Genomic DNA, 11,677 nt, shown 5'->3' with positions numbered 1-11,677 from the left:
ATCCCCAGGCTTGAAGGGACTCTCAGCGATGAAGGATAACAGAACAGCGATCGCTTGAATGGTAAACTGACAGGCGATCGCTATCCTTGTGGTTAGATATGCTCAGAAGATGGATAATTTAACCCGGTATACCCAATCCCAGCATTGGTTATGAAAATGAACTGTGAAAAACTGATTGCTAAACAGAGGGAATTTTTCCAAGCTGGGCAACCCAGAGACTTAAAATTTCGGAAATCTCAGCTTCAAAGGCTGAGGGCGGTAATTGAGCAAAATAAATCCAAAATCTTGGCTGGATTGAAAGAGGATTTAAATAAACCTAAATTAGAGGGTTATTATGAATTTAGCCCGATCGCCGAAATTGATTATGCCTTAAAGAACTTAAATCAATGGGTAAAACCGAAACGCACCTTCACTCCCTTCGTGATGTGGCCTTCTGTCGGCGAAATTTATCCGGAACCCTTAGGTGTAGTGCTGATTATCTCTGCTTGGAATTATCCGTTTAATTTAGCGATAACGCCCCTGGTGGGAGCAATAGCAGCGGGAAATTGTGCTGTGGTTAAGCCTTCGGAGATAGCCCCCAAGACTTCCGGAATTTTAGCAGAAATCATTACTGAAAATTTCGATCCTAACTATATTGCTGTACTCGAAGGAAATGCCGAAGTCAGCCAAGAACTCTTAGCCCAGAAATTCGATCGTATTTTATTTACGGGTAGTTCTAGAATTGGCAAAATCGTCATGGAAGCCGCGGTGAAACACTTAACGCCAGTGACGTTAGAGTTGGGAGGAAAAAGTCCTTGTATTGTGGATCGAGAGTGTAACTTGGCTTGCACAGCGCGGCGGATTATTTGGGGTAAATTTATCAATGCCGGACAAACTTGTATTGCTCCAGATTATGTGCTGGTAGATCGGCGAGTTAAAGCCGATCTAATTCAAGCGATGCTGTCTGAAGTTAAAGCTTTCTATGGTGAAAACCCGGAAGAAAGTCCAGATTATGCCCGCATTGTGAATGACAAACAGTTTAACCATCTCCAGGGATTACTGCAAGAAGGGAATATTCTTTGTGGAGGGCACACCAATGCGGAAACTTGCTATATTGCCCCCACTTTGATTGATGGAATAACCTGGGATTCCTTGGTGATGCAAGAGGAGATTTTTGGACCAATTTTACCGATTCTAGACTATGGTGAGATTGAGGAGGCGATCGCCGAAATCAATCAACGTCCCAAACCCCTCGCTCTCTATCTCTTCTCCAAACGCTCCCGAGTTCAGCGCCAAGTGCTACAACAGGTTTCATCGGGAACTGTCGCTCTCAACGATACAGTTTTACAGTTCAACATTCCCCAACTGCCGTTCGGAGGAGTTGGACAAAGTGGCATGGGCCGCTATCATGGATTGGCCAGCTTTCAAACCTTTAGCCATTACAAAAGTGTCTTAAGACGCTGGTTTTGGCTGGATCTCAACTTGCGATATCCCCCCTATGGCAACAAGCTCCAACTGTTGAAAAGACTCCTGAGATATTAACCGCATCATGACTGTGCCTGAACCTACCTCTTACCACGATAATCTGTGCGATCGCCTGTTTATTGCCCTTTTTACCCGCAAAATGGCTGCTGTGGTGGGTAAAGGTAGTTCAAAAATAGGCTATGAAGGCTTTGTTGATGTATCCCAGAAAATCATGCAGGGACGCAATTCCTTAGAACAACAACAATTGGTGAAAAAGGTCTTAAATTCCCTGATTCCTGCTCCCATTTTAACCATTATCCGGACATTGACCTCCCCTACCCAATGGGTGTGTGAAGCCAATGCCTGGTTTGCAACGCTCTTATTTGAATGGTTAGTTGGTCCGTGTGAAACGAAGACAGTAGAAATAAAGAATAAAAATCAAACGATTCGGCAACAAAAAAGCGCAGTTCAGATTAAAAAATGCCGCTATTTAGAACAAAGCGGATGTGTGGGAATGTGCATTAATATGTGCAAACTCCCGACTCAAGACTTTTTTACCCAGCAATTTGGCATTCCCTTAACCATGACTCCCAACTTTGAAGATTTCAGTTGCGAAATGGTATTTGGACAATATCCCCAACCTTTAGAACAAGAAGCCGCCTTTGAGCAATCTTGCTTAAAAGATCATTGTGCGATCGCCTCCGTGAAGCCTGAACCCTGTCCTCGCGTGCGCGATAGGTTAAATAATAAGTAATAAGTAAATTGTTACAATACAAGCACCCAACCTAAACTCCATGACCATGTCTCCCACCGAAACTATTTTCAAACGGGTTTCTCCTCCCTTCCCTGGAAAAGGAACCCTGCCCACCATGTACGATCTGCCTAGTGAAGAAATAGGAGATTCTGGATTGCCTGACCTGTATCATCTGTGGCAAGCAGAACTCTGTAGTGCCACATTTCATCCTCCAACCTATCCCCCCGAACAAATCTTAGTTGCTGGAGACTTAAATCTCTACTATGACCCCGAACATACCCTATGGTACAAGCGACCGGATTGGTATGCTGTCGTAGGAGTGCCTCACCTGTACGATGAAACCGAAGCTCGGTTAAGTTATGTGTTCTGGCAAGAAGAAGTGCCACCGATTGTGATGATGGAACTACTCTCCCCAGGAACCCGCAATGAAGACTTAGGTAAAACCGAGCGACAGGGAAAACAGCCAACCAAATGGGAAGTCTATGAGCAAATTCTTGGTATTCCCTACTATATTGTTTTTGACCGCTATCGAGACAAGTTGCAAGTTTTTCAACTGCAAGGAAATCGCTATCAAGAGCAAGAACTGACTGAATCGAAATTCTGGTTTCCGGAATTAGAATTAGGACTAGGATTATGGTTCGGGAAATACCATGGATTAAAACGACAATGGTTACGCTGGTACGATGCAGAGGGAAATTGGATTCCCACGCCAGAGGAAATAGCTAATCGTGCCCAGCAGGAAGCTAGTCTTGCCCAGCAAGAAGCGGAGAGAGCTAACCAACGAGCTAACCGTGCTGAAGGTGCCCAGCAAGCAGCTATTCCTCGGCTGTTGAGTATGGGTTTGAGTACCAAGCAAGTTGCTGAAGCCTTGGGATTATCGGTTGAAGAGGTGAGTCAGTGGGAATGATACAGTGCTTTGCGCTGTGATGGGGGGATAGGGGGATGGGGAGATAGGGGGAGCAAACAATAGACTTGATGGAGCTTTTAGCTGTTCTATATAGCAGGTTAAGCTGGTGTGTTTACACAAAATCTGTAGGGGCGAAAAAGCCCCTACCTGCGGTCTATGTTGAGTTGTGAACTAGACTAAACTATGGGTTGGAGTATAAGACGTAATCGCCCGCATATACTGCGCCCGTTCATAGGCAGACTCATCTTCACAATGGAGTTGGGACATAGAACCCTGCATTTGCTTCACGGACTCATAGCCATGCTCTTCCATCCAATGGTTAATTTCTTCTTCCATCACTTGGATATGGTGAATTCCATGACGGAGCAGGGTAGAGCAAACCTGGGTGACTGATGCGCCAGCCATCAAGAGTTTAATCGCATCATGACCCCGTTGTACGCCACTGGTGGCAGCTAGGTCGCAATCAATACGACCATAAAGAATGGCAATCCAACGCATGGGCAAGCGCAAGTCATGGGTACTGCTGAGGACAGAACCGACTTCTACCTCTAAATCTTCGGCGTTAATGTCTGGTTGGAGGAAGCGGTTAAACAGCACTAACCCATCTGCTCCGATTTCACTAAAGCGTTTGGCCATATTGGCCATGTTGCTGAAAAAGGGGCTAAGTTTGAGAGCAATGGGAATGGTGACTTCTTTTTTGACTTCGCTTAAGGTGTCGATATAGTTTTGTTCTACCTGTGCGCCACTCATGTCAAAGTCAGTGGGGACATAATAGATGTTTAACTCGATCGCGTCTGCGCCCTCGTCTTGCATGAGTTTGGCGTATTCCACCCATCCACCAGAAGAAAAGCCATTGAGACTGGCAATAATGGGAATATTGACGGCTGCTTTGGCTTGGCGAATGTGCTTTAAGTACAATTCTGGGCCGACGTGAAACTCGTCAGGTTCTGGGAAATAGGATAGGGCTTCAGCAAAGCTTTCTGTGCCATATTCGAGGTGATGGTGCAGTTCAAATTTTTCTCGCAGCAGTTGTTCTTCAAAGAGGGAATGGAGGACAACGGCAGCAGCACCGGCATCTTCGAGACGTTTAATGGTGTCGATATCTTCCGAGAGGGGTAGGGCAGCACTGGGAACGATCGGCGATCGCAGATTGAGACCTAAATAGGTTGTGGTTAAATCCATGGTAATGGGTAATGGGTAATGGGTAATGGGGAATAGGGAATGGGGAATAGGGAATAGGGAATTTCCCCCTATCTCCCCATCTCCTACTCCAAGGGAGTTACTCTTCCGACTTCAGACTCCGTTCGGCGAGATATTTATACATTTCCCACCGGGTATTGACATCTTGTTGCGCTTCTTTCAATAAGCGTTTTGCGTCTTCTGGTTTGGTTTTGGTCAACATCTTGAACCGGTTTTCGGCGTACATGGAGTCTTTAACGCCTTTCTTGGGCGATCGCGAATCCAACTGTAGGGGATTTTCACCTGCCTCCGTGCGTCTGGGATCGTAGCGGTAGAGCAACCAGCGACCACTTTCTACAATTGCCTTTTGATGGCTCATACCAGTGGTCATATTAATACCATGGGCGATACAGTGGGAGTACGCAATAATCAAGGAGGGGCCGTCATAGGCTTCAGCTTCTAGGAAGACCTTGAGGGTATGTTCATCTCGCGCCCCTAGAGCCACAGAACCCACATAGATATTGCCGTAGGTCATGGCAATCAGACCTAAATCTTTCTTGGGCGCAGGTTTACCACCGGCAGCGAATTTAGCGACGGCTCCCCTGGGGGTGGCTTTGGACGATTGACCGCCCGTATTGGAGTATACTTCCGTATCCATCACCAGAACATTCACATTCCGGCCGGATGCCAGCACATGGTCTAAACCACCATAGCCAATGTCGTAAGCCCAACCATCACCGCCAACGATCCAGATGGATTTTTTCACCAAATAATCGGCTAAACTGAGCAATTGCTGCGCGTCTGGGTCGGTATTACCGGCGAGGAGTTCTTTCACTTGGGCTACATATTGCCGTTGCTCGTAGATATCCGCTTCGGTTTTTTGGCCATTATTGAGGATTTGACTGACTAGGTTATCCCCTAGGATGCCGGCTAATTTTTGCACCAGTTCGCAGGCAAATTCTTGATGTTTGGAAATGGCCAACTGGAAGCCTAAACCAAACTCGGCGTTATCTTCAAACAGGCTATTGGACCAACTCGGCCCCCGACCTTCACTGTTCACACTGTAAGGTGTGGTGGGTAAGTTACCTCCATAGATAGAGGAACAACCAGTGGCGTTAGCGATGACCATGCGATCGCCGAATAACTGGGTTGCTAGTTTAATATAAGGCGTTTCCCCACAACCGGCGCAGGCTCCAGAGAACTCAAACAGGGGTTCTTGCCATTGCTGTTGGCGAATACGTTCTAAGTTTAAGGCCGCGCGATCGGGATTGGGCAGTCCGAGGAAGAAGTCCCAATTTTGGCTCTCTTGTTCCCGCAAGGGTAACTGAGACTCCATGTTAATTGCCCGTTTCGAGGGCATGGATTTGTTCTTCGCCGGGCAGATATCGACACAAACGCCACATCCCGTGCAATCTTCGGGAGCCACTTGAATGGTAAATTTTTGTCCGGCAAAGGCCTTATCTTTGACATCGATAGACTTGAAGCTTTCCGGTGCATTGGCTAAAGAACCGGCATCATAGGCTTTACCGCGAATCGTGGCGTGGGGACAAACAGCAATACACTTGCCACATTGCACGCAAACATCCGGGTCCCAAACCGGAATTTCTTGAGCTACATTCCGTTTTTCCCATTTCGAGGTTCCGGTGGGATAGGTTCCATCGCAGGGGAGCTTACTGACGGGTAGGCTATCTCCTTGCCGTGCCAGCATTACCCCTTCCACCTCCCGCACGAATTGGGGAGCAGCGTCTCCAATGGCGGGTAAAATATGCAGATTGCTATTGGCACCGCCGACGTTGACCTCATAGAGATTATCCAGGGTTCGATCGACAGCTTTGATATTCAATTGAACAATTTCTGCCCCTTTCTTACCATAGGTTTTTTCGATCGCCTTCTTAATTTTGGCGATCGCCTCATCCCTGGGTAAAATTCCCGCTAAGGCAAAGAAACAGGTCTGCATAATGGTATTGATCCGATTTCCCATGCCGGTTTCCCGCGCTACCTGGTTGGCGTTAATCACATAGAACTTCAGACCTTGGCGCACGATGACTTCTTGGATTTCCAAGGGGAGTTTATCCCAGACCTCTTCTGGACCGTAGGGACTGTTAAGTAGGAAGACTGCGCCGGGTGCTGCCGATCCCAACACTTGGAGTTTTTCTAAGAAAGTCCATTGGTGACAGCCAATAAAGTTAGCTTGGGTAATCAGATAGGTGCTGCGAATGCGATCGGGGCCAAATCGTAGGTGAGAGACGGTTACCGCGCCAGATTTCTTGGAGTCGTAAACAAAATAGCCTTGGGCATAGTTATCGGTATCGTTGCCGATAATCTTAATGGAGTTCTTATTGGCTCCAACTGTACCATCGGAACCCAAACCGTAGAACATCGCCCGCACGACGCTATCGGGTTCGATAGAGAAGCTGGGATCGTACTCTAGAGAGGTGTTGGTTAAGTCGTCGTTGATGCCAACAGTAAAGTGGTTTTTCGGTGACTCTTGGCTGAGGTTGTCGAGGACGCTCTTGACCATGGCTGGGTTAAATTCTTTGGAAGATAAGCCATAGCGTCCAGCCACAATTTTAGGCACACTCCGTTCACTGAGCGGAGTCGAAGTGGCTTCGTAGAAGGCAGTCACCACATCTAAGTACAGGGGTTCGCCGGATGCGCCGGGTTCTTTGGTGCGGTCTAAAACGGCGATCGCCTTTACAGTTTCGGGAAGAGCGCTAATGAATTTACTGCCGTCCCAGGGGCGATACATGCGCACTTTTAGCACGCCTACTTTTTCCCCTTGAGCGACGAGATAATCAATGGTTTCATGGGCGGTTTCACAGCCGGAACCCATGAGAATGACAACGCGCTCGGCATCGGGTGCGCCGTGGTATTCGTAGGGTTGATATCTGCGTCCTGTTAGTTGGGCGAACCGATCCATGGCTTTCTGCACTTCTTCGGCGCAGACATCATAGAAGGGGTTGACGCTTTCTCTGGCTTGGAAGTAAACATCCGGATTTTGAGCCGTTCCGCGCAGAGCGGGGCGATCGGGGGTTAGGCCGCGCGATCGATGGTCGTAGACGGTGCGATCGTCAATAATTGCCCGCAGGACACTCTCTTCGAGCAGTTCGATCTTTTGCACTTCGTGGGAAGTCCGAAAACCATCGAAGAAGTGGATAAAGGGCACACGGGACTTCAGGGAAGCCGCTTGAGCCACCAGCGCTAAGTCATGAGCTTCTTGTATCGATGCCGAACACAGCAAAGCGCAACCAGTGGCACGCGTCGCCATTACGTCGGAATGATCCCCAAAAATTGAAAGAGCTTGAGCCGCAACCGAACGAGCCGCAACATGCAATACGGCTGCCGTTAGTTCCCCAGCAATTTTGTAGAGGTTGGGAATCATGAGCAGCAACCCTTGAGATGCGGTAAAGGTCGTCGTTAAAGACCCCCCCTGTAGCGATCCGTGGACTGCTCCTGCGGCTCCTCCTTCACTTTGCATTTCTACGACTGAGGGTACGGTTCCCCATAGGTTCGGCCGCCCCTCCGACATCCAGGCATCTGCCCATTCTCCCATCGGAGAGGAAGGAGTAATGGGATAAATGGCAATGACTTCGTTGAGTTTGTACGCAACACGGGCTACTGCCTCGTTGCCGTCTAGTGTTGCATAGTTTTTGGTGTTCATAGGTAATTCGAGTCCTTTCGGTCTACGACTGAAGATGAATGGACACAGCTCAGGGGCTGTTGACCTTTTTCCCTAGGTTGGGGGTCTAATTTCGAGAGTTAAAACAATCATTTCATTGTTTTTCTCGATCGGAATTTTATCGGGGTGAAAACTTGCACTCTCCTGAGAAGTTCAATGGTGCAAACCCTAGGATTGTGCAGGGATTATTTTCGGGTAATTTGTTTGGTTCCTAGTCCAGTCAATTCTTTTCCGATCATGTAATAAGTCCCTACAGTTTGGAATAGGTTCTTAATCTTATTTAACTGAATGTATTAATTTGTTGTAAATCAGCTAGGGTTTGTTCAGCTTCATTTTGATCGACAATTGATAGGGCAAAACCGACGTGAACTAATACATAGTCATGGATTTGAGCTTCGGGGACATAGGCTAAACTGACTTCTTTGATTACGCCTCCAAAGCTAACGCGACCCATTTTTGTCAGGGGATCTTCACCAGAGATGCTAATAAGTTTTCCAGGCACTGCTAAACACATTTTCCACCTCTTTAGATTTAATCTTCTTTTAAGCATTCGTTAAGATAAATGCTTGCTTGCTAGGAGTATCATACAATGGGGAAGTAGAAGGAAAATTCAGTTTTTTTTTAATAATATTATCGTAGGGTGGGCAGGATATTGCACCTAGAAGTTGAATAATACAGCACTTCGCGATGCTATATTCGTTAGAATGTTTCCGGTGAGTAGCTCCGTTGTTACTGATTCCCATTCTTCTGTATTGCTGGAGTTAATGGTAGCGGCTTTGATGTTAATTCTGGAGGCGGCGGCGATTTGATTTCGCATGAGGGCAAGTAGGGGAGAAATGAGGAGGGTGGGGCCATTTCCTCGATCGCGCAGAAGGCGAGTTGCGAGAAAATAGACTAGACTTTTGCCCCAACCGGTGCGTTGTACTACCAGGAGACGAGCTTGATTTTCGACTAGGGTTTCAATGGCTTCCCATTGTCCCTCTCTGAATTCTGCTACGGGGTTGTTGAGAGCAATGCGTAGAAAGTTTAAGGCTTGTTGTCGGAGTTCATTAGGCATATGAATATACAACTCAAAGAGGTAGAAGTACGTCATAAGTTCGTTGTTGTTATAACGCTGCTGGCGATCGCCCGTTAATTCCGATGTCAAGTTTGTCTCTTTCGTCTGGCTCAAAATCGAGCTAGTTTTAGATTAACCTTAATCAGGCTAGAAGCCTGAACTACTGTCTACTGTTTAATAGCCCACCAAAATACTCGATTCCATGTTTGGTGCTTGACTCCACTAATGTCCATGGCACTTCTGCCAAGACTTTTTTAAATTTGACAGTGACTTGGGTTGTTGACGACAGCAAGCCTGGAGCCTAAAATAGAAGTAACAAAATTGCAAACAGAAAATTGATAAAACCGGGGTGCCTAACTTAATTTTTTTGTATCCGAAAGGAGACGTAGTTACAAAGATGCTAGATAGGTACAAAAGAACTGTAGGTATTGATTCGGTGTTTTTGCGGGAGTGGCAACAGTATCAAGGCTGTCTCTACCGTTGCTGTCTCCGACGCATGAGAGGGAACCAAACGGAGGCGGAAGATGCTCTGAGTATGGCTATGCTTAGGGCTAGGGAGGGTTGGCGAACCAGCAGCAAAGCTATTGATAATGTGAAGGGGTGGTTGGTCAGATTGGTGAATAATCTTTGCACGAACCTGCTTAAAAAGCGCGATCGCTTGGTCTTCGAGATTGTGGAGGAGCTATGGGTTAGCCAGGAAGAAGAACCAGATCTTGCCGCTACGCGGCAAGATCTCGAATTTTTTTTTGAGGGAGAGGTAAATAATTTATCTCCCAAGTTGCGGGAGACTTTTTTTCTCTACTGGAAGGAGGAACTGTCTTACAAGGAGATAGCGGAACGGTTGGCCATTTCTCAGGGGACTGCCCGCAAGCGGGTTTCTAATGCCAGGGCCATTTTGCGAGAGCGATAGAACGAGTATGACGGAGTGGCAGAGGACTCTAGTTCTTCGTTGGCAGCGGATGTGGAAGGGACGAGTGCGGATGAGTTGTCGGTGGGGGAACCTGCCTCTGGTAGGTTGGGTGAAGCGAAGGGGAACCCAACAAGGGTTAATCCAGCAGAACTGAGGCCAAAAGAAGAACTCCAACGGTCATTTCTGTCGTTGCCGAGGAGAGAGCAATCTCAAAGGCCCAAACGTTGTTCCTTGTGCGTAAGTCCCGAACCCTGGCTCAAATCTAAATTGCGATGGAGTAAGTTGGACTTGATTCTTCGACCCCAGGCAGTCGGGGCTATTTTGGTAGGACTTACGCAAAAAAACGTATTTCTGTCATTGCGAGCGACAGCGAAGCAATCTCAAACGTCGAATTTTCGTCAACCATGGGTAAGTCCTGGGATTAAGAATAGATATCAATTTGAATTGCCCGGGAGATGGGTCTGGTGCTATTTTGCGTCAGGCCAGATTGGACGCGGGAAAAAAAGGTTAATCGGTAAGGGGCGATCGGTATTTGGTAAAACCCAGCTTCTTTCTCTGCCTTTCAGGGGGCCTTGGGTTCCGGTTCCCAGCAGCTTACCTACGGAAAAAATCGCCCTGTTATCGGGAAAATGGCCCGGTCGTCCTCCTTAAGAAAGAAATTTTCTCTATTTTTAGGTAGAAAAGTTCATAAACTGCCACCCAAAATAGTCTTATTAATAGAAGGAGCGATAGAGCTTGTCTCCAAGACGTTGCTGACCGAGGGCGTAGAATCTGCTTTAGGTTCTACAAATCTGACAACCAGGGTTTTTTAAGGAGTAAAAGGGTGAATTTTTTAACGCGAGAAGTTACCAAAGCGATATACCGCATTGTAACGTTTTTGGCACAAGGAACTTTTGCCAATAGGCTTATTTTGTCTAATAAATATGAATACGACTACCAAGTTCTAGCTCCTCTAGCTATGACAGATGCACCACCTAGCCTAATTCCAGGACTACCTAAACTGCCTGCAAAAGATGAACTTCCCAATAAAAAATGGCTGAGTTCAGTAATCGCAAGTATTGCGAGTCAGAAAAGCAAGCCTCCTATGAGTGCACCTGGTTGGAGTGGGGCTGAAATTGATTCGTTAGAGTCGATTAGCGAAGAAATTAAAGCTGCTGAGGGAGAAGAAGAGCTAAAAAATGCTGTTTTAAAACTAAAATCAACTCTGGGATTAGGAGATACTGGCCAGGGATGGCAAGGGTATCCTAAAGCTGCAAATGACGTTCAGTTGGAAGGCAATTTTAGGGAGGAAGATGAGTTTGACAAGATTGATAAAGAAATAGATGCTTGGTTAAGCAAGAGGATAGAGGAAGAGTCTCCAATTTTTTTAAGTGCTGGCGACATCGAACAAGCTGAAGAGGTCGAGGAAAACAATCGCGAATTGTACGGACATCTCCAGGAAATTACCAAACTTTTAGGGCGAGAATTAATTGAAAGTTCGACGGCTTTTCCAGAGCCACCTCAAAGTGCTGGTCCCAATCCTACTCTGGTAGATTACGAAAGGTTAGTTGGGTCGTTAAGCATAAAGCCGGCAAGTTTAAGCAATTTTCAACAAGATAAAGTTTTTGCTTATCAGAAAAATGGGTTGAAAACCCCGTCCTAAAAGGACGGCTTTTCTTGCTTTCTAATCTATCGGATTCTCCTATTTTACAATATTTGTGATCTAATGTAAGAAAGAGTTTAACTAAGCTTCACTTCATGGAAAAAGC

8 protein-coding genes and 1 pseudogene are annotated in these 11,677 nt (G+C 46.7%); 5 read left to right on the top strand and 4 right to left on the bottom strand.

Features of this window, described 5'->3' with window-relative positions:
• Positions 1-150: 150 nt before the first annotated feature.
• The 3 genes from J7545_RS02075 to J7545_RS02065 are packed head-to-tail and all read left to right on the top strand — an operon-like array spanning position 151 to position 3,104.
• Positions 151-1,521: an aldehyde dehydrogenase gene (locus J7545_RS02075; protein WP_318702126.1), complete on the top strand. Its 1,371-nt coding sequence runs from the start codon at positions 151-153 to the stop codon at positions 1,519-1,521.
• A 7-nt stretch (positions 1,522-1,528) separates the two neighbouring features.
• Positions 1,529-2,197: a DUF4033 domain-containing protein gene (locus tag J7545_RS02070; RefSeq protein WP_318702125.1), complete on the top strand. Its 669-nt coding sequence runs from the start codon at positions 1,529-1,531 to the stop codon at positions 2,195-2,197.
• 40 nt (positions 2,198-2,237) lie between these two features.
• Positions 2,238-3,104 carry a Uma2 family endonuclease gene (locus J7545_RS02065; RefSeq protein ID WP_318719067.1) on the top strand — a complete coding sequence of 289 codons (867 nt, stop codon included), beginning with the start codon at positions 2,238-2,240 and terminating at the stop codon, positions 3,102-3,104.
• A gap of 171 nt (positions 3,105-3,275) precedes the next feature.
• On the opposite strand, the gene J7545_RS02060 is transcribed toward J7545_RS02065, so the two are convergent.
• The 4 genes and pseudogenes from J7545_RS02060 to J7545_RS02045 all read right to left on the bottom strand — a co-directional run.
• The gene (locus J7545_RS02060; RefSeq protein WP_318702123.1) at positions 3,276-4,286 is read right to left on the bottom strand and encodes a dihydroorotate dehydrogenase-like protein; all 1,011 of its coding nucleotides are present in this window, start codon (positions 4,284-4,286) and stop codon (positions 3,276-3,278) included.
• Between the two features lie 97 nt (positions 4,287-4,383).
• Positions 4,384-7,944, bottom strand: coding sequence for a pyruvate:ferredoxin (flavodoxin) oxidoreductase (gene nifJ, locus J7545_RS02055; protein ID WP_318719066.1), 3,561 nt, complete (start codon positions 7,942-7,944; stop codon positions 4,384-4,386).
• Positions 7,945-8,242: 298 nt separating this feature from the next.
• Positions 8,243-8,476: a HypC/HybG/HupF family hydrogenase formation chaperone gene (locus J7545_RS02050; RefSeq protein WP_318699306.1), complete on the bottom strand. Its 234-nt coding sequence runs from the start codon at positions 8,474-8,476 to the stop codon at positions 8,243-8,245.
• A 189-nt stretch (positions 8,477-8,665) separates the two neighbouring features.
• Positions 8,666-9,019: pseudogene (locus J7545_RS02045) on the bottom strand (DEAD/DEAH box helicase); the annotation flags it as partial.
• Positions 9,020-9,416: 397 nt separating this feature from the next.
• Between J7545_RS02045 and J7545_RS02040 the strand changes: the two are divergent.
• On the top strand, positions 9,417-9,929 hold the full coding sequence (locus J7545_RS02040; RefSeq protein ID WP_318699304.1) for an RNA polymerase sigma factor: 513 nt from the start codon (positions 9,417-9,419) through the stop codon (positions 9,927-9,929).
• Positions 9,930-10,752: 823 nt separating this feature from the next.
• Positions 10,753-11,571, top strand: coding sequence for a hypothetical protein (locus J7545_RS02035; RefSeq protein WP_318699303.1), 819 nt, complete (start codon positions 10,753-10,755; stop codon positions 11,569-11,571).
• Positions 11,572-11,677 lie beyond the last annotated feature (106 nt).

It is taken from the genome of Roseofilum sp. SBFL (assembly GCF_017746885.1).
Taxonomy (GTDB): Bacteria; Cyanobacteriota; Cyanobacteriia; order Cyanobacteriales; family Desertifilaceae; genus Roseofilum.
The sequence above is the reverse complement of the archived record's forward strand: the minus strand, read 5'-3'. Positions and strand labels throughout refer to the sequence as shown.

Bases quoted from the DNA above. Each gene is read 5' to 3' on its own strand.
- J7545_RS02050 (WP_318699306.1), bottom strand. From the start codon at position 8,476: ATGTGTTTAGCAGTGCCTGGAAAACTTATTAGCATCTCTGGTGAAGAT.
- J7545_RS02060 (WP_318702123.1), bottom strand. From the start codon at position 4,286: ATGGATTTAACCACAACCTATTTAGGTCTCAATCTGCGATCGCCGATC.
- J7545_RS02075 (WP_318702126.1), top strand. From the start codon at position 151: ATGAAAATGAACTGTGAAAAACTGATTGCTAAACAGAGGGAATTTTTC.
- nifJ (WP_318719066.1), bottom strand. From the start codon at position 7,944: ATGAACACCAAAAACTATGCAACACTAGACGGCAACGAGGCAGTAGCC.
- J7545_RS02040 (WP_318699304.1), top strand. From the start codon at position 9,417: ATGCTAGATAGGTACAAAAGAACTGTAGGTATTGATTCGGTGTTTTTG.
- J7545_RS02065 (WP_318719067.1), top strand. From the start codon at position 2,238: ATGACCATGTCTCCCACCGAAACTATTTTCAAACGGGTTTCTCCTCCC.
- J7545_RS02070 (WP_318702125.1), top strand. From the start codon at position 1,529: ATGACTGTGCCTGAACCTACCTCTTACCACGATAATCTGTGCGATCGC.